The following is a 16,235-nucleotide window of genomic DNA, read 5'->3' on the forward strand; positions in this document are numbered from 1 at the left end:
GGAGATGATCCAGATGAGCGTGACCCCCTATACCCAAAGGCATGGCCTGGACGTGGCCCCCGAGCTTGCGGATTTCGTGGAAAACCGCGTTCTTCCCGGCACCGGGGTGGACGCGGACCGCTTCTGGTCGGGCTATGCGGATCTGCTGGCCGAGTTTGCGCCCGAAAACCGGGCGCTGCTGGATCGCCGCGCCGAATTGCAGGGCCGGATCGACGCTTGGCACAAGGCGCGCGGCAACCAGCCCTGGGATGTGGCCGCCTATCGCGCCTTCCTGACCGAGATCGGCTATCTGGTGCCCGAGCCTGCGCCCTTCGCCATCGAAAACGGCCGGATCGACCCGGAAATCGCCCAGGTTGCAGGCCCGCAACTGGTGGTTCCGGTCAGCAATGCCCGTTTCGCGCTGAACGCCGCCAATGCCCGCTGGGGATCCCTGTATGACGCGCTGTACGGATCGGATGTGCTGGGACCGCCCCCCGCGCCCGGCCCCCTGGACCCCGCGCGCCGCGACGCCGTCGTGGTTCGTGCCGCGCGGTTCCTGGACGAAACCTTCACCCTGACCACGGGCAGCCATGCAGAGGTGTCGGGCTATCGCGCCGATGCCGACGGTCTGAAGGCGATCCTCGGCGGGGACGAGGTGGCGCTGCGCGATCCCACCGCCTTTGTCGGAACGCATGTCGCGGGCAAGGACACGGGCTTTGTCCTGCGCCATAACGGGCTGCATGTCGAACTGGTCGTCAACCCCGACCATCCCATCGGCGCGGCCTCGCCCTCGGGTCTGCGCGACGTGGTGGTGGAAGCCGCGCTGTCGGCCATCCAGGATTGCGAGGACAGCGTGGCCGCCGTCGATGCCGAGGACAAGGTCGGCGTCTATGCCAACTGGCTGGGGCTGATGAAGGGCGACCTGGTCGATACCTTCGAGAAGGGGGGCAAGACAATGACCCGCCGTCTGGCCGCCGACCGTATGGTCACGCGCCCCGACGGCAGCACCGTCACCCTGCCGGGCCGGGCGCTGCTGCTGGTGCGCAATGTGGGCCTGCTGATGACCACCGACGCGGTGCGCCTGAACGGCCAGGACACGCCCGAGGGGTTGATGGACGCCCTGGTCACCGTGGCCTGCGCGATCCATGATCTGCGCAAGACCGACGGCCCCCGCAACAGCCGCGTCGGCGCCATCTATGTCGTCAAGCCCAAGATGCACGGCCCGGACGAGGCTGCCTTCGCCGACCGGACCTTCACCCGCGTCGAGGAAATCCTGGGCCTGCCCGCAAACACCGTCAAGCTGGGCCTGATGGACGAGGAGCGCCGCACAAGCGCCAACCTTGCCGCCTGTATCCACGCGCTGCGCAACCGGCTGTTCTTCATCAACACGGGTTTCCTGGACCGCACGGGGGACGAGATCCATACCTCGATGCAGGCGGGGGCCTTCGCCGGGCGGGACGCCACGCGCAAGTCGGGCTGGCTGAAAGCATACGAGGACCGCAACGTCCTGATCGGACTGAACGCCGGGCTGCGCGGACGCGCGCAGATCGGCAAGGGCATGTGGGCCAAACCCGACGCCTTGGCCGAGATGCTGGAGACCAAGATCGCCCATCCGCAGGCGGGCGCCAGTACCGCCTGGGTGCCCAGCCCCACGGCCGCGACCCTGCACGCGCTGCATTACCACGCCGTCGATGTCGCCGCGCGTCAGGACGAACTGGCGGGCCAGCCGGTCCCCGGCCTGGACGCCCTGCTGACCCCGGCCCTGGTCGGCGACACGCCGATCCCGCAGGACGACATCCTGCGCGAACTGGACAACAGCGCGCAGGGGATCCTGGGCTATGTCGTCCGCTGGGTGGACCAGGGCGTCGGCTGTTCGAAGGTGCCCGACATCGACGACGTGCCGCTGATGGAGGATCGCGCCACCTGCCGCATCAGCGCGCAACTGCTGGCGAACTGGCTGGAACAGGGGCTGGTCGGCCGCGATCAGGTCGAGGACGCGCTGCGCCGCATGGCGCTGAAGGTCGATGCGCAGAACGCGGGCGATCCCGGCTATACCCCGATGGCCCCCGGCTTCGATGGCCCTGCCTTCCAGGCCGCGCGCGACCTGGTGCTGACCGGGACCACGCAGCCCTCGGGCTATACCGAACCGGCGCTGCACGCCCGGCGCAGGCAGGCCAAGGCGCTGCGGCGCGGCGGATGACGGAAAACCGCCGGGGCGACGGCTCCGGCGGTTCTTCTTGGGGGCAGGGCGGGATCAGCCCTGCTTCTGGAACTCCAGCTGCCGGACCAGCCACAGCGCCACCACCGTGGCGACCGCGCCCGACAGCAGGTACAGGCCCGCCGCGAACAGCCCCAGCGTGGTCGACAGGAACAGCGCGGTCAGCGGCGCAAGGCCCGCCCCGAACAGCCAGCCCAGGGCCGAGGCGAAGGCGGAATCGGTATAGCGGTTGCGGCTGTTGAACATCGACGCCAGCGCGCCCGAGGACTGGCCGAAGCTGATGCCCAGGATCAGGAAGCCCGCGATCATATAGACCGATTCCCCGGTCTTGCCGCCTTGCAGCAGCAGCGGCGCCATCAGGCTGAAGACGCCGATGGCGACCGCGCCCCATATCAGCACGCGGCGGCGGCCGAACCGATCCGACAGCCAGCCCGACAGCAGAATCGATCCCAGGCCGAAGGCCGCGCTGACCGCCGTGAGGTTCAGGAAGAAGGTCAACGTCTCGCCGGTATAGAGATACACCCAGGACAGCGGGAACACGGTCACCATGTGGAACATCGCGAAGCTGGCCAGCGGCACGAACGAGGCCAGCCAGATCGCGCGCCAGTCGCTGCGGAAGGTCTGGCGGATCCGAGTGGGCTGCAACTCGCGGGTCTCGAACGCCTCCTGGAACTCGGGCGAGGCGATGATGCGCAGGCGCGCGAACAGCGCCACCACGTTGACCGAGAAGGCCACGAAGAACGGATAGCGCCAGCCCCAGTCCAGGAAGTCCTGTTCCGACATGTTCGAGACCAGGAAGGAAAACAGCAGCGCCGCGACGATCAGCCCGATGGGCGCGCCAAGCTGCGGCACCATGGCGTAGAAGCCGCGCTTCCGTTCCGGCGCGCTCAGCGCCAGCAGGGATGCCAGGCCGTCCCAGCTGCCGCCGATGGCCAGGCCCTGGCCGATGCGCAGGACCGCCATCACCACGATCGCCCATTCGCCCATCACCGCATAGGACGGCACCAGCCCCATCGCCACGGTGGACGTGCCCAGCAGGAACAGCGCCAGCGTCAGCTTGGCCACGCGCCCCTGCTTGCGGTCGACATACATGAAGATCGCCGTGCCGACGGGCCGCGCGACGAAGGCCAGCAGCACCAGCCCGAAGGACAGCAGCGTCCCGGTCAGCGGGTCCGCAAAGGGAAACAGCCGGGCCGGAAAGACGATGACCGCGGCGATGGCGAAGACGAAGAAGTCGAAGAATTCCGACGTGCGCCCGATCACCACGCCCACCGCGATGTCCGAGGGCGAGACGTGGATCTGGTCGGCGTCGTTGCCGGGACCATGACGGGACGGGGTTGCGGTCGATGTCACCATTGCATGAACCACCTCGGGTTGCGCCAGACGGCATGAAGGCAAGGCAGGCGACATCCATCGGGATTCGCTTGGCCCGGACTGCATCTTACAGAATGCCCGAAATGGACACGCGACAAATTGTCTTATGTTTGACTTAAGTCATGGCGGATAATCGAACCGCCTAAATCAGCGTCGCCGTCCGAACAGCCGAAGCGATTCGCGGCCAAACGGGGTCATCACCGACATGACACATCCTTTCAAACGTCTTTGCTGGCTTTCGCCCCTTCTGCCGCTGGCCGGGTGCGAGGCCGTGGTGCTGCGGCCGTCGGGCGACATCGCCGCCCGGCAGGCGCATCTGCTGGTGCAATCGACGCTTCTGATGCTGATCATCATCGTGCCGGTGATGGCGCTGACGGTGTGGTTCGCCTGGCGCTATCGCGCGTCGAACCGCAAGGCGACCTACAATCCCGACTGGGACCATTCGACCAAGCTGGAACTGGTGATCTGGGCGATCCCGCTGCTGATCATCGTCTGCCTGGGCGCGCTGACCTGGGTCGGCACGCATCTGCTGGATCCCTATCGCCCGCTGGACCGGATCAGCGCGGAAACGCCGGTCGACAACCGGCAGCCGTTGCAGGTGCAGGTGGTGGCGATGGACTGGAAATGGCTGTTCATCTATCCCGAACAGGGCGTGGCGGCGGTCAACGAACTGGCCGTGCCGGTCGACCGTCCGGTGGAATTCACGCTGACCTCGACCTCGGTCATGAACGCGTTCTATATCCCGGCGATGGCGGGGATGATCTATGCCATGCCGGGGATGCAGACCACGCTGCACGGCGTCTTCAACGAGGCGGGCGAATACCAGGGTCTTGCCTCGCATTATTCCGGCCACGGTTTTTCGGGGATGCGGTTCAAGGCCCATGCGCTGGACGACGCGGGCTTCGACGCCTGGGTCGCGCAGGCCCAGGCCGGTGGCGAGGCCCTGGACCGCGCCCGCTATCTGGAGCTGGAAAAGCCCAGCGAGAACGTGCCGCCCATGACCTTCGCCCAGGTCGATCCGCAACTGTTCAGCCGCGTCGTGAACATGTGCGTCGAGGAAGGCCGCATGTGCATGGCCGAGATGATGGCCCTAGACGCCCAGGGCGGGCTTGGCCTGCCGGGCATCGCCAATGTCGCGGCGCTGTCCGATCCGGGGCGCGGCACGCCCCGCCCGGTGCTGGGCCTGCCGCCCTTCCAGGTCAGCGGCATCTGCACGGTCGAGGAACTGGACCGGATGCTGGCAAGCGCCCCCGCCGCCCCTCAGCCGCGCGACCCGTCGCCCCTGCGCGGGCGGGGTCTGGATGCGCCCCAGGGCATTTTGGGCCTGGGCCTGATTCCGAACCGACTGACCCAATCCGTGCCGCAGGTCGGCGCCGAGCAGAACCTCTAGAGGCGTTACGATGGCGATCCCTTCCGACATTCCCACCACCTTCCTTCTGGGCCGGCTGGACTGGCACGCGATCCCGGCCGATCCGATCGTCTGGGTGACCGGCGTCGTCGTCGTCATCGGCGGCGCCTGGCTGATGTGGATGCTGATCAAGCACCGGCTGCTGGGCTATCTGTGGCACGAATGGTTCACCTCGGTCGATCACAAGAAGATCGGCATCATGTATGTCGTGCTGGCCTTGGTGATGTTCGTGCGCGGCTTCGCCGACGCGATCATGATGCGGCTGCAACAGGTTCTGGCCTTCAACGGATCCGAGGGCTATCTGAACGCCCATCACTACGACCAGATCTTCTCGGCGCATGGCGTCATCATGATCTTCTTCGTGGCGATGCCCTTCGTTACGGGCCTGATGAACTTCGTCGTGCCCCTGCAGATCGGCGCGCGGGACGTGTCGTTCCCGTTCCTGAACAACTTCAGCTTCTGGATGACGGTCGGCGGCGCGGTGCTGGTGATGATGTCGCTGTTCGTGGGCGAATTCGCCCAGACCGGCTGGCTGGCCTTCCCGCCGCTGTCGGGTATCGGCTACAGCCCCTATGTCGGCGTCGATTATTACATCTGGGGCCTTCAGGTCGCCGGGGTCGGGACCACGCTGTCGGGCATCAACCTGCTGGTGACGATCATCAAGATGCGCGCGCCCGGCATGACCATGATGCGGATGCCGATCTTCACCTGGACCTCGCTGTGCACGAACATCCTGATCGTGGCCTCCTTCCCGGTGCTGACGGCGACGCTGGTGCTGCTGTCGCTGGACCGTTACGTCGGCACGAACTTCTTCACCAACGATCTTGGCGGCAACGCCATGATGTATGTGAACCTGATCTGGATCTGGGGCCACCCCGAGGTCTATATCCTGATCCTGCCGCTCTTCGGCGTCTATTCCGAGGTCGTGGCGACCTTCACCGGCAAGCGGCTGTTCGGATACACCTCGATGGTCTATGCGACGGTCTGCATCACCATCCTGTCCTATCTGGTCTGGCTGCACCATTTCTTCACGATGGGGTCGGGGGCCTCGGTGAACTCGTTCTTCGGGATCACCACCATGATCATCTCGGTTCCCACGGGGGCCAAGATCTTCAACTGGCTGTTCACCATGTACCGCAGCCGCATCCGGTTCGAGCTGCCGATGATGTGGACCATCGCCTTCATGCTGACCTTCGTGATCGGCGGCATGACGGGCGTGCTGCTGGCCGTGCCGCCCGCCGACTTCGTGCTGCACAATTCCTTGTTCCTGGTGGCGCATTTCCACAACGTCATCATCGGCGGCGTGCTGTTCGGGCTGTTCGCGGCGGTCTATTACTGGTGGCCCAAGGCCTTCGGTTTCCGGCTGGATCCGTTCTGGGGCAAGGTCAGCTTCTGGTTCTGGGTGGTGGGCTTCTGGGTCGCCTTCGCGCCGCTGTATATCCTGGGCCTGATGGGCGTGACGCGCCGGGTGCGGGTCTTCGACGATCCCAGCCTGCAAATCTGGTTCGGCATCGCCGCCTTCGGCGCCGTGCTGATCGCCATCGGCATCGCCGCGATGTTCATCCAGTTCGGGGTGTCCATCAGGAACCGCGACGCGCTGCGGGACGAAACGGGCGATCCTTGGGACGGGCGTACGCTGGAATGGGCGACCTCCTCTCCGCCGCCCGCCTATAACTTTGCCTTCACGCCGGTCAGCCATGGGCTGGACGCCTGGTGGGACATGAAGCGCTTCGGTCAGACCCGCCCTCGCGCAACCTATGTGCCGATCCACATGCCGAAGAACACCGGGGCGGGGGTCATCATCGCCGGTCTGGCCACCGTCTGCGGCTTCGCGCTGGTCTGGTATATCTGGTGGCTGGCGGCGCTGTCCTTCGCGGGCGTGGTGATCGCGTCCATCGTCCATACCTTCAACTATGCGCGCGATTATCACATCCCGGCCGAGGAGGTGCGCGAGACCGAAGACGCGCGCGACCGCCAGCTGGCAAGCGTGGGGGCCTGATCCATGAGCACCGTTTCCCAACATCCCCCCGGCGATTTCTGGGAGGTCGAGCCGCACCACCATCACGAGGGCGCCTCGACCGGCATCGGCTTCTGGGTCTACCTGATGAGCGACTGCCTGATGTTCGCGGTTCTCTTTGCGGTCTTCGGCGTGCTGGGCAGCAGCTATGCCGCCGGGCCGGGGCCGAAGGATCTGTTCGACCTGGAACTGGTGGCGCTGAACACCGCCTTCCTGCTGCTGTCCTCGATCACCTACGGCTTCGCTATGCTGGCCATGGTCAAGGGCCGCAAGGGCGGCACGCTGGGCTGGCTGGGGGTGACGCTGGTCTTCGGCCTGGCCTTCCTGGCGGTCGAACTTTACGAATTCCACCACCTGATCCACCTGGGCGCCGGGCCGCAGCGGTCGGCCTTTCTGTCGGCCTTCTTCGCGCTGGTGGGCACCCACGGGCTGCATGTCGCCTTTGGGTGCCTCTGGCTGGTCACGCTGATGATCCAGGTCGGCCAGCGGGGGCTGATCGACGCCAACCGCCGCCGCCTGTCCTGCCTGTCGATGTTCTGGCATTTCCTGGACGTGATCTGGATCGGCGTCTTCACCTTCGTCTATCTGCTGGGGATGATCTGATGAGTTCGATTGAGGCCCAGGGCGACAAGCACCGCGCCGATCGCCGCGCGGATTCGCATGGCGATCGCCATGATGACGGCCACGACCACGGCAGCGTCCGGTCCTATCTGACCGGCTTCGTCCTGTCGGTGGTCCTGACGGCGATCCCCTTCGCGCTGGTGATGGGCGGCGGCTTCGAAAGCCGGCTGCTGACCGCCGCCGTGGTGGTCGGGCTGGCCTTCGTGCAGATCATCGTCCACATGGTCTACTTCCTGCACATGAACACCCGCAGCGACGAAGGCTGGACCATGATGGCGCTGATCTTCACCGTGGTGATCCTGGTCATCGTCCTGGCCGGGTCGCTGTGGGTCATGTATCACATGAACACCAACATGATGCCGCAGATGGATCACGAGGCGCTGGGCCTGGGGTCGTGACCCCCCGCCGCCGTCCCGTCGCGGTCCTGGTCGCGGCGGGGATCGTCTTTCTGCTGCTGATGGGGCTTGGCATCTGGCAGGTCCAGCGGCTGGCCTGGAAGACCGACCTGATCGCCCGCGTGGACGCGCGGGTGGCGGCGGCCCCGGTGGCCGCGCCCGGTCCTGCCGAATGGGATGCGCTGACCGAGGAGAATGCCGAATACCGCCGTGTCACGGTGGCGGGGGATTATCGTCCCGACAGCGACGTGCTGGTGCAGGCGGTGACCGAACGCGGGCCGGGCTTCTGGGTGATGACGCCGCTGCGGACCCAGGATGGCTGGACCGTGCTGGTCAACCGGGGCTTTGTCGCCGCCGACCGCCGCGACGACCGGCCCCTGCCTGCGGGGGCGCAGACCGTGACGGGCCTGTTGCGCCTGTCCCAGCCGGGCGGGGCCTTCCTGCGCGCCAACGATCCCCGGGCGGGCCGCTGGTATTCCCGAGACACCCAGGCCATCGCGGCCACGCTGGGCCTGCCGCGGGCCGCACCCTATTTCATCGACGCCGACCGAGCGGGCGAGGGGCAGCAGCCGGTGGGCGGAATGACAGTGATCGCCTTTCGCAACAACCACCTGTCCTATGCGCTGACCTGGTTCGCGATGGCGGGCCTGCTGGCATTTCTGACCCTGCGCGCGCTGCGCCGCTGACGGGCCTTTGTGCGGGATCATCCCGTGGCGGGGCGGGATTTCAGACCAAAGTGGCAGGTAAATTCCCCCTTTTCGGCTGGATTTCAGTCGTTTGCGGCGGCAGTCTGGTCCCGTTCCAGCGCGAGGGAGGAAGCGATGGACGACCTGTCCGAACAATCCCATGCCGTCCGGCGACTGGGGGCCGAGATCGGCGCCACGCTGATCGGCCATGCCGTCCTGGTGGAACGGCTGCTGATCGCGCTGCTGGCCGGGGGCCATGTCCTGATCGAGGGCCCGCCCGGCATCGCCAAGACCCGCGCCGTCAAGGCGCTGGCCGCGCATCTGCCCGGCAGTCATGCGCGAATCCAATGCACGCCCGACCTGCTGCCCTCGGATCTGACCGGCACGCAGGTGTTCCGGCCGGAAACCGGCGGCTTCGACTTCATCCCCGGCCCGATCTTCCACAGCCTCGTCCTGGTGGACGAAATCAACCGCGCGCCCCCCAAGGTGCAATCCGCCCTGCTGGAGGCGATGGCCGAAGGGCAGGTGACCTCGGGCGGCACCACGCGGCCCTTGCCCGATCCCTTCATGGTGGTGGCGACCCAGAACCCCATCGAACACGAAGGCACGTTCCCGCTGCCCGAGGCGCAGTTGGACCGCTTCCTGCTGCACCTGCGCCTGGACCTGCCGGGGGCCGAGGCAGAGCGCGCCATCCTGGATCTGGTCGAGGCCGAGGCGGTCGCCCCCATCGCCGCGCGCGGCACGATGATCGCGGCCGCTGATCTGGCCCAGGCGCGGGCCGAGGTGGCGCGGATCCATCTTGCCCCCGCGCTCAAGGATTTCATCGTCCGGCTGGTCATGGCGACCCGGCCGGGCGGGGCGGTGGCGGAATGGGTGGAACATCCGGTCTCGCCGCGCGGCACGCTGGCGCTGGCGGCCGGGGTCCGGGCGCGGGCCTGGCTGCACGGCCGCGACCACGGCCTGCCCGAGGATGCCGAGGCCCTGGCCGCCGACGCCCTGTCCCACCGCCTGATCCCCGCCTGGTCGGCCATCGGCGAAGGCCGCACCAGCCGCAGCCTGGTTGCCGACATCCTGCGCGAGGTCCGCCCGTGGTAGCCCTGCCCGCGGGCTTCCCCGACGCTTCGGGCATCCGGCTGACCGCCGCCGAACTGCTGGCCTTGCGCGATCAGGCGACCGGCCGGGGCAAGCATCGGCCCCTGACGCGCCGGGCCGGGGCGGTTCCCGCGCGGATGCCCGGCGCCGGCATGGATCTGCGCGAAATCCGCGCCTATGTCGCGGGCGACGATCCCCGGCGGCTGGATCCGGCGGCGACCGCGCGCACCGGCCATCCGCATATCCGCAGCCTGCACGAGGATCGCGACGACACCGTCCTGCTGCTGGCCGATTTCCGCGCGCCGATGCTGTGGGGCACGGGCGCGGCGCTGCGCTCGGTCCGCGCCGCCCGGCATCTGGCGCAGGCGGGCTGGACCGTCGCGCTGCGCGGCGGGTCTGTGGCGGCGCTGATGGCGGGGACGCGGCTGGCGGAACTGCGCGGATCGGGCGGCGACGGGCAGATGGCCGCCGTCTGCCACGCCCTTGCGCGCCAGCACGATCAGGCCCTGGCCGCCCCCGGCCATGCGCCCCTGTCCGAGGCCCTGGCCCGCGCCATGCGCCTGTCGCCTTCGGGCGGGCGGGTGCTGGTCGCGACCTGCCTGGACGGATTGGAGGGCGCCGAACCGGCCCTGGCGGCGCTGGTCCGGCGCCGGTCGGTCACGCTGGCGCTGATGCTGGACGACGCGGAAATCCGCCCGCCCTTGGGTCCGCTGGCGGTCAGCGACGGACAGAACAGCCGCCTCGCCCGCCTGGGCGCCCCCGACCTGTCCGCCGAGGTGACGCGCCTGCGCGCCCTGGGTGCCACCGTGGCCGAGATCGCGCCATGACCCGCGACGAACTGCTGGCCCGGCTGTCGCCGCCCCGCCTGCCCCTGGACATGGCGGCGCTGGGCTGGAGAGAGATGCTGGCGCTGGCGGGGATCGGGCTGCTGGCCGGGCTGGCCGTCGCGCTGCTGCTGCGCCCGCTGCTGGCGCGCAGGCCGTCGCGGCGCGCGCTGATCCGGGCCACGCGCGGCCAGCCGCCGCAGGACCGCATCCTGGCCATCGCCCGGATCCTGGGGCGGCTGCCCGAGCCGTTGCGCCCCGCCGCCTATGGCGCGGCGCCCGCGCCCGACGACGCGACGCTGGAACGCATCGCCCTGCGCCGGGGCCGCAGGTGAGCCTCGCCTGGCCCTGGCTGCTGGCGTTGCTGCCGCTGCCGCTGATCCTGCGGCGCCTGCTGCCGCCCTTGGCCGTGCCCCGTCCCGCGCTGGCGGTGCCCGCCCATCTTCTGCAAGCGGCCCGACCGGCGGGCGGGCGGATGCGCGCGCCATGGCTGGCGGGGCTGGCCTGGATCGCCCTGGTCCTGGCCTTGGCCGGACCCCGGATCGAGGTCGCCAGCGACGTGATCCCGGCATCGGGCCGCGACATCGTTCTGGTCATCGACCTGTCGGGCAGCATGTTGAAGACGGATTTCTTCCTGGACGGCCAGCCGGTCACGCGGCTGGACGCGGTCAAGCGCACCGCCTCGGCCTTCGTGGCGGCGCGGCGGGGCGACCGGATCGGGCTGGTGATCTTTGGCGAGCGCGCCTATTTCGCCGCCCCCCTGACCTTCGACGTGGACGCCGTCGCCCGCGCCATAGACGAGGCGCAGATCGGCATTTCCGGGCGCGGCACCGCGATTTCCGACGGGCTGGGGCTGGCCGCCAAGCGGCTGGCGCGCAGCGATGCGCCGACGCGGGTGATCGTGCTGCTGTCGGACGGGGTGGACACCTCCGGCACCGTGCCTGCGGTCGAGGCCGCGCGGCTGGCCCATGACCACGGCATCCGGGTCCATTCCATCGCCCTCGGCCCCGAGGACCTGGAAAACCAGCCGCAGTCCCGCGATGCGGTGGACGTGGCGACGCTGCGGGCGGTCGCCCAGGTCTCGCAGGGAGAAAGCTTCCGCGTCCGCGACGCCGCCGATTTGCAGGCCATGGCGCGAAGCCTGGACCGGCTGGAGCCGAACCCCTCGGCCCGGCCGCCTATGCGGCTGTGGCAGCCGCTGTGGGTCTGGCCCGCCGCCGTCGCGGCGCTGTGCCTGGCGCTGATCGCAGGGGGGCGGCGCGGATGGACGGGCTGATCCTGCTGCGGCCCTGGTGGCTGCTGGCGCTGCTGCCGCTGGCGGGGCTGATCCTGCTGCGGGCGGCGCGCGCGCCCGATGCGGGCGGCTGGGAACGGGTGATGGGGCGCGACATGCTGCGGGCGATGCAGGCGCTGGGCGCGCTGGGCGGGCGGCAGCCCTTGTGGATGCGGCTGCTGGCGCCGCTGGCGCTGGCGGCGCTGATCTGCGGGCTGGCGGGTCCGGCGGTGCCGCGCAGCGATGCGCCGGTGCTGGCCCAGGCCGATGCGGTGGTGCTGGCGCTGGATCTGTCGCCATCCGTCGCCCAGGGACCGGGGCTGGACCAGGCCAAGCTGGCGGCGGCGGGCCTGGCGCAGGCGCTGTCGGGCCGCCCCGTGGGCCTTCTGCTGTTCTCGGGCGAGGCGTTCACGGCGGCCGCGCCCACCCTGGACGTCGGCAGCTTGCAGACCCAGATCGGCGTCCTGGACGGCGACACCATGCCCGCCGGGGGCAGCCGCCCCGCCGCTGCCATCGGCATGGCCGCGCAGATGCTGGCCGGTCTGCTGCGCGCCGACCTGGTGCTGATTTCGGACGGCGGCGGCATCGACAGGCAGGCCGTGGCCGAGGCCGACCGGCTGGCCGCGCAGGGCGTCCGGCTGTGGGCGCTGCGCCTGACCGAGCGCGCCGCCGAAGCGCCCGCCGCCCCCCCCGAGGCGTTGGACCGGCTGGTGCGCGGGGGCGAGGCGATGGACTGGGACCGCATGGACCGTCTGGCCGCGCGGCTGGCCCGCAGCGGCGGATCGGTCCGCGATCCGGTCCTGCAAGCCCTGCAATACCGCGACCTTGGCCCCTGGCTGGCGATGCTGGCCCTGCCGCCGCTGCTGGTCATGCTGCGGAGGCTGGAATGAAGCCCGCGCTGATCGCCCTGGCCGGGATCGCGGCGCTGGCCGTCGCGGGACCGGGCGCGATGGGGCGGCTGGCGCTGCATGCGGGATGGGACCGCCCGGCGGCATGGCTGCTGTCCGACCCGGCGGCGCGGGGCGTGGCGCTGTATCGGCTGGGCGATTACGCGGCGGCGGACGCGGCCTTCGCCAGGGCGGGGCGATCGCAGACCTATAACCGGGGGCTGTCGCTGGCGGCAGTCGGGGATTATCCGCTGTCGGTGGCCTATTTCGACGCGATGCTGTTTGCCAATCCCGCCGACGAACAGGCCCGCGCCAACCGAGACCTGGTCGCGGCGATGTATCCCCCGCACCGGGGCGAGTCCGTGGTGCCGGGCCGCATCAAGGGCGCGGGCGGCCTGCCTGCGGGGCAGAAGCCCATCTCGGAGCTGCTGGCCACCGCCGCAGGGCCGGAACAGCGCGAGGGCCGGGTCGAGGCCAGGGGTCTTGCCGCGACCGACCAGTGGCTGGACACCATTTCCGACGATCCCGGCGAATTCCTCAAGCTGCGCATCCGTGCCGAATTCGACCGCCGCGCCGCGCTGGGCCTGATCCGCCCGCAAGAGGGCGACCCATGGTGATCCGCATCCTTCTGGCCTGGCTGCTGACGGCGGGCGCCGCTTTGGCGCAGGGCGACACGCGGCTGATGATCCTGCACGACCACGGCAACCCCGTCGTGTCCGAGATGGTCGAACTGACGATCCGGGGCGAATACGACCTGACCGTCTCGCGCGAGAAAATGGAGTTTCCGAATTCGCCCGACTACGACTGGATCCAGACGGCGCGGGACGACTGGCACAAGGAACGCGTCCAGGGCCGACTGCTGCAAATCTTCGAACGCAAGATAGCGCTGTTTCCGCGCCGCGACGGCCCGGTGACGGTCGGGCCGATCAGCCACAACCTGACCTATGTGACGGCGGATGGCGGACGCGCGGAAACCACCGTGACCTCCGCGCCGGTCACCCTGTCGGTAAAGCCCTTCCCGGCGGATGCCCCGCCGCTGTCGGCGCGGCAGTTGACGGTGAAGGACGAGCTGTCCGCCGAACCCGGCCGCCTGAAAAAGGACGAGATCCTGACCCGCCGCGTCACGGTCGAGGCGTTGGGCACGCTGGCCCACCAGCTGCCGCCCCGGCCCGACCTGTCCGAACCCTGGCTGATCCTGTTCAGCCAGCCCGAGATCCGCGAGACCGTGCTGACCGAGGCGGGGCCGGTGGCGCGCGTCGTCTGGGAATGGCAGTTGCGCCCCCGGACCGGCGAGCCCGCCATCCTTCACGCCGAGGCGTTTTCCTGGTTCGACACCGACAACCGCCATGTCGAGGTCGCGCCGATGAAGCCCATTCCCTTCGGCTTCGCGGGCTTCGGATCGAACTTCGGCGCCTCGGACCAGGTGGCCTGGCGCAACTGGCCGCTGGCCTTGTCGGCGCTGGGCGGGGGGATGGCGGCCGCGCTGGGCCTGATGCTGCGGGGCCGGGGGCTGCTGCCCTGGGCCGCGATGGCCGCGCGTCTGCGCCGCCTGCTGCCCGGTCCGCACCGGCGGGCCATGCGCCGCGCCGCCGAACGGGGCGACCTGGCGGCTCTGCGCGCCGCGGCCGCCGCCCATCTGCACTGGCGGCGCCAGCCCGCCCCGCCGATCCTGGCCGACCTGGACCGCCAGCTTTACGCCGCCGCGCCCCCGCCCGGCTTCGACGCCCGCCGCTGGCTGGCGGCGTTCCAGCGGACGTTGCGGCAGGCGTGATCATCGAAGGCTTGCCAGCCGCGCGGCCTTGGGCCACCCTTCACGTCATGCAAACCCGCGTCCAAGGCGGGGACGACAAGAACAGGGAACCATCATGAGACATCTGCTGACCCCCCGCGCCATCCTGCTGGCCTCGGCCCTGGCAATCGCGCCCGCCGCCTGGGCCGAGACGCCCGCCGACACGCTGGTGGTGGCCCATACAATCGACGACATCATCAGCCTGGATCCGGCGCAAAGCTTCGAATTCTCGGGCAATGACGTGAACCAGAACACCTATGACCGTCTGGTCGATTTCGATCCGATGGACATGGAGGCGGGCTTCAAGCCCAGCCTTGCCGAAAGCTGGGAAGTGTCCGAGGACGGCCTGTCCATCACCTTCCGAATGCGCGAGGGCGTGAAGTTCCATTCCGGCAACCCGGTCCGGGCCGAGGATGCCGCCTGGTCGCTGCAACGCGCGGTCCAGCTGAACCTGACGCCCGCCTTCATCCTGACGCAGTTCGGCTTCACCGCCGACAATGTCGAGGACAAGATCACCTTCGACGACACCAGCCTGACCCTGCACCTGGACAAGCCCTATGCGCCGTCCTTCGTGCTGAACTGCCTGACCGCGAATGTCGCCAGCGTGGTCGACAAGGAAACCGTCATGGCGAATGCGGGCGACGATCTGGGCAATACCTGGCTGTCGAACAACGCCGCCGGATCCGGCCCCTATACCCTGACCGCCTGGCGCCCGAACGAGGCCGTGCAGCTTGCCGCCTTCGAGGAATACTGGCAGGGCGCGCCGACGATGAAGCGGGTGATCGTGCGCAACGTCCAGGAAAGCAGCGCGCAACGCCTGCTGCTGGAACAGGGCGACATCGACGTGGCCCGCAACCTGTCGCCCACCGATGTCGATTCCATCGCCAGCGTCGAGGGCGTCAAGATCCAGGACGAGCCGCGCGGCCGGATCCTGTATATGGGCCTGAACCAGAAGGATCCGGTGCTGTCGAACCCCGCCGTGATCGAGGCGATGAAGCATCTGGTCGATTACGACGGCATCGCGGGCAGCTTCCTGAAAGGCATGTTCGTTCCGCACCAGTCCTTCCTGCCCTCGGGCTATCTGGGCGCGCTGGACGACAATCCCTGGACCTATGATGTCGAGAAGGCCAAGAAACTGATCGACGATGCGGGCATGTCGGGCAAGACCATCGTCACCAAGGTCCGCGACCTGCGCGAATATACCGACGTGGCGCAGGCACTGCAGGCATCCATGGCCCAGGCCGGGCTGACCCTGGAAATCCAGCAGATGACCGGCGCGCAGGTTCTGGACGCCTATCGCGCACGCGAGGTGCCGGTCTTCATCGGCGAATGGGGGCCGGATTATTCGGACCCGAACACCAATGCCGCGACCTTCGCCTTCAACCCCGACAATAGCGACGAGGCCAAGGCCACCGGCCTGCTGGCCTGGCGCAATGCCTATGCCGTGCCCCAGGCGATGAACGAGGCCACCCTGGCCGCGACGCTGGAGCAGGATGCCGAAAAGCGCGCCCAGATGTATATCGACATCCAGAAGCAGTATCAGGCCGAGGCGCCGATCGTGCCGCTGTTCCAGCGGATCGAACCCACCGGCCTGCGCGAGAACGTCCAGAACTGGAACTCGGGCCGGTCGGTCGCCTCGGTCATGTATCGCCAGGTGACGAAGGGCGAATAG

General features: G+C 68.9%; 15 protein-coding genes. 14 read left to right on the plus strand and 1 reads right to left on the minus strand.

Annotated features, from left to right (window positions below; genetic code table 11):
- Positions 1 to 19 precede the first annotated feature (19 nt).
- Entirely contained in the window at positions 20 to 2,179 is a 2,160-nt protein-coding gene (locus tag ACTJI6_RS05270) for a malate synthase G (protein ID WP_440798649.1), read from the plus strand.
- A gap of 54 nt (positions 2,180 to 2,233) precedes the next feature.
- On the opposite strand, the gene ACTJI6_RS05275 is transcribed toward ACTJI6_RS05270, so the two are convergent.
- Complete coding sequence (locus ACTJI6_RS05275; protein WP_126154179.1) at positions 2,234 to 3,553, minus strand: MFS transporter; 1,320 nt, start codon at positions 3,551 to 3,553, stop codon at positions 2,234 to 2,236.
- A 223-nt stretch (positions 3,554 to 3,776) separates the two neighbouring features.
- On the opposite strand from ACTJI6_RS05275, the gene cyoA reads away from it, so the two are divergent.
- The 13 genes from cyoA (at position 3,777) to ACTJI6_RS05340 (ending at position 16,235) form a co-directional block, all read left to right on the plus strand.
- Positions 3,777 to 4,961, plus strand: coding sequence for a ubiquinol oxidase subunit II (cyoA, locus tag ACTJI6_RS05280; RefSeq protein ID WP_440798470.1), 1,185 nt, complete (start codon positions 3,777 to 3,779; stop codon positions 4,959 to 4,961).
- 10 nt (positions 4,962 to 4,971) lie between these two features.
- Positions 4,972 to 6,978: a cytochrome o ubiquinol oxidase subunit I gene (gene cyoB / locus ACTJI6_RS05285; protein WP_440798472.1), complete on the plus strand. Its 2,007-nt coding sequence runs from the start codon at positions 4,972 to 4,974 to the stop codon at positions 6,976 to 6,978.
- Positions 6,979 to 6,981: 3 nt separating this feature from the next.
- Positions 6,982 to 7,599 carry a cytochrome o ubiquinol oxidase subunit III gene (cyoC, locus tag ACTJI6_RS05290; RefSeq protein WP_126154182.1) on the plus strand — a complete coding sequence of 206 codons (618 nt, stop codon included), beginning with the start codon at positions 6,982 to 6,984 and terminating at the stop codon, positions 7,597 to 7,599.
- Positions 7,599 to 8,015 (plus strand): cytochrome o ubiquinol oxidase subunit IV, encoded by a 417-nt coding sequence (cyoD, locus tag ACTJI6_RS05295; protein ID WP_126154183.1) that lies wholly within the window; start codon positions 7,599 to 7,601, stop codon positions 8,013 to 8,015. The genes cyoC and cyoD overlap by 1 nt, the downstream gene beginning before the upstream one ends.
- Positions 8,012 to 8,698, plus strand: coding sequence for an SURF1 family protein (locus ACTJI6_RS05300; protein ID WP_440798474.1), 687 nt, complete (start codon positions 8,012 to 8,014; stop codon positions 8,696 to 8,698). Before cyoD ends, ACTJI6_RS05300 begins: the two co-directional genes overlap by 4 nt.
- Before the next feature lie 135 nt (positions 8,699 to 8,833).
- Positions 8,834 to 9,793, plus strand: a complete 960-nt coding sequence (locus tag ACTJI6_RS05305) for an AAA family ATPase (protein WP_440798476.1) — start codon at positions 8,834 to 8,836, stop codon at positions 9,791 to 9,793.
- The gene (locus ACTJI6_RS05310) at positions 9,787 to 10,617 is read left to right on the plus strand and encodes a DUF58 domain-containing protein (protein WP_440798478.1); all 831 of its coding nucleotides are present in this window, start codon (positions 9,787 to 9,789) and stop codon (positions 10,615 to 10,617) included. The genes ACTJI6_RS05305 and ACTJI6_RS05310 overlap by 7 nt, the downstream gene beginning before the upstream one ends.
- Positions 10,614 to 10,949, plus strand: coding sequence for a hypothetical protein (locus ACTJI6_RS05315; protein WP_440798480.1), 336 nt, complete (start codon positions 10,614 to 10,616; stop codon positions 10,947 to 10,949). Before ACTJI6_RS05310 ends, ACTJI6_RS05315 begins: the two co-directional genes overlap by 4 nt.
- Positions 10,946 to 11,890 carry a VWA domain-containing protein gene (locus ACTJI6_RS05320; RefSeq protein WP_126154186.1) on the plus strand — a complete coding sequence of 315 codons (945 nt, stop codon included), beginning with the start codon at positions 10,946 to 10,948 and terminating at the stop codon, positions 11,888 to 11,890. The genes ACTJI6_RS05315 and ACTJI6_RS05320 overlap by 4 nt, the downstream gene beginning before the upstream one ends.
- Positions 11,878 to 12,777, plus strand: a complete 900-nt coding sequence (locus ACTJI6_RS05325; protein ID WP_440798482.1) for a VWA domain-containing protein — start codon at positions 11,878 to 11,880, stop codon at positions 12,775 to 12,777. Before ACTJI6_RS05320 ends, ACTJI6_RS05325 begins: the two co-directional genes overlap by 13 nt.
- On the plus strand, positions 12,774 to 13,391 hold the full coding sequence (locus tag ACTJI6_RS05330) for a hypothetical protein (protein WP_440798484.1): 618 nt from the start codon (positions 12,774 to 12,776) through the stop codon (positions 13,389 to 13,391). The genes ACTJI6_RS05325 and ACTJI6_RS05330 overlap by 4 nt, the downstream gene beginning before the upstream one ends.
- On the plus strand, positions 13,385 to 14,545 hold the full coding sequence (locus ACTJI6_RS05335) for a hypothetical protein (RefSeq protein WP_440798486.1): 1,161 nt from the start codon (positions 13,385 to 13,387) through the stop codon (positions 14,543 to 14,545). Before ACTJI6_RS05330 ends, ACTJI6_RS05335 begins: the two co-directional genes overlap by 7 nt.
- Before the next feature lie 94 nt (positions 14,546 to 14,639).
- Positions 14,640 to 16,235, plus strand: coding sequence for an ABC transporter substrate-binding protein (locus tag ACTJI6_RS05340; protein ID WP_440798488.1), 1,596 nt, complete (start codon positions 14,640 to 14,642; stop codon positions 16,233 to 16,235).

Source organism: Paracoccus sp. 22332, assembly GCF_052045125.1.
GTDB lineage: Bacteria > Pseudomonadota > Alphaproteobacteria > Rhodobacterales > Rhodobacteraceae > Paracoccus > Paracoccus haematequi_A.

What these genes read in the sequence shown, in the direction of transcription:
- ACTJI6_RS05275 (WP_126154179.1), bottom strand. Translation starts at nt 3,553, where the DNA reads ATGGTGACATCGACCGCAACCCCGTCCCGTCATGGTCCCGGCAACGAC.
- cyoA (WP_440798470.1), top strand. Translation starts at nt 3,777, where the DNA reads ATGACACATCCTTTCAAACGTCTTTGCTGGCTTTCGCCCCTTCTGCCG.
- cyoB (WP_440798472.1), top strand. Translation starts at nt 4,972, where the DNA reads ATGGCGATCCCTTCCGACATTCCCACCACCTTCCTTCTGGGCCGGCTG.
- cyoC (WP_126154182.1), top strand. Translation starts at nt 6,982, where the DNA reads ATGAGCACCGTTTCCCAACATCCCCCCGGCGATTTCTGGGAGGTCGAG.
- cyoD (WP_126154183.1), top strand. Translation starts at nt 7,599, where the DNA reads ATGAGTTCGATTGAGGCCCAGGGCGACAAGCACCGCGCCGATCGCCGC.
- ACTJI6_RS05305 (WP_440798476.1), top strand. Translation starts at nt 8,834, where the DNA reads ATGGACGACCTGTCCGAACAATCCCATGCCGTCCGGCGACTGGGGGCC.
- ACTJI6_RS05315 (WP_440798480.1), top strand. Translation starts at nt 10,614, where the DNA reads ATGACCCGCGACGAACTGCTGGCCCGGCTGTCGCCGCCCCGCCTGCCC.
- ACTJI6_RS05325 (WP_440798482.1), top strand. Translation starts at nt 11,878, where the DNA reads ATGGACGGGCTGATCCTGCTGCGGCCCTGGTGGCTGCTGGCGCTGCTG.
- ACTJI6_RS05330 (WP_440798484.1), top strand. Translation starts at nt 12,774, where the DNA reads ATGAAGCCCGCGCTGATCGCCCTGGCCGGGATCGCGGCGCTGGCCGTC.
- ACTJI6_RS05335 (WP_440798486.1), top strand. Translation starts at nt 13,385, where the DNA reads ATGGTGATCCGCATCCTTCTGGCCTGGCTGCTGACGGCGGGCGCCGCT.
- ACTJI6_RS05340 (WP_440798488.1), top strand. Translation starts at nt 14,640, where the DNA reads ATGAGACATCTGCTGACCCCCCGCGCCATCCTGCTGGCCTCGGCCCTG.